This window comes from bacterium (genome assembly GCA_024224155.1).
Taxonomy (GTDB): Bacteria; Acidobacteriota; Thermoanaerobaculia; order Multivoradales; family JAHEKO01; genus CALZIK01.
On sequence record JAAENP010000354.1, the window covers coordinates 1 to 1,036 of the forward strand.

General features: G+C 64.0%; 1 protein-coding gene. It reads left to right on the top strand.

The window, feature by feature from the left end:
• Positions 1–284: hypothetical protein (locus GY769_17730; protein ID MCP4203762.1), on the top strand; the 284-nt coding region annotated here is incomplete at its 5' end.
• Positions 285–1,036: the final 752 nt, after the last annotated feature.

Consider the following 1,036-nt stretch of genomic DNA (forward strand, 5'->3'; position numbering starts at 1 on the left):
ACCTCGGCGGCCTCGAAGACGCCATCGCCTCGGCCGCCGCGCTGGCCGAGATCGGCGACGACTACCGGGTCGACTACCTGGAGAAAGATCTCGACTTCAAGGACCAGATGCTGGTCGATCTCCTGACCTGGACCGCCGACTGGTACCAGCCGGCGAGCCGCCAGCGCATCCGTCCCCGCCTCGGCGAGCTGGTCGCCGACTACATCCACGACCAGGCCGAGATGCTGCTCCAATTCGACGACCCTCACGGGGTCTACGCCCACTGCCTGTGCGAGGTGCGGTAGCGCCCCTGGGCATACACGCTTCGGCCCAAGTTAAGTGATCGTCGCGCCGCCGACAGCGCCGATACTCGCGCCGATTGGCCCCTACGGGGCTGCCAACCCCCGCGGCAGGCAGCAGCGACCGCCGAGGCGGTCGCGCGACGATGCGAAGCGTCGCCTGGGAAGGAGCTCTCGACGCCGGAAATGTCCTTCTCAGAGGTCCCGGAACGTCTCTCGCGGCTCCGAGAAGACCCTGTCCGGTGCCTGGGAACGACATTCCCGCGCCGGAAATGTCCTGTGCAGCCGTCTGACAACGTCTTTTCCCGGCCAGGAGAGTCGTTCCGGTGAACATGGTGTGTTCATGGCTCGAGAGGGAATGACGTCGTCAGACCTCTGACACCGAAGTTCCGGGCGCCGGAAAGACCCTCTCAGGGCCCTGCGAAGGACTTTCTCGACGGCTGAATAACCTACTCAGAATCCAGAGATGGTTATTCGCGGCATGGGAAACTTGTTCCCAGAACCCAGCCCGGGCTGATTCCGGCCCGAAATCGACACGCCATGTCTGGAACTGAACATGACGTGCGAAGAAAATGCCGGACCGGCGGACACGGTATGTTCAGCGAGCGATTCGACGACCGGGGGTGAGCGCCCCACCGGCTTGGCTCTCAGCCCTTCGCTTCGCCGAAGTACTCCGGACGGGCGTCCGGAAGAAGATCTGAAGATCAGCGCGCTTGCGGCACAGCCAGGAACTACCAGCTAATCCTCCCCGGCCTTAC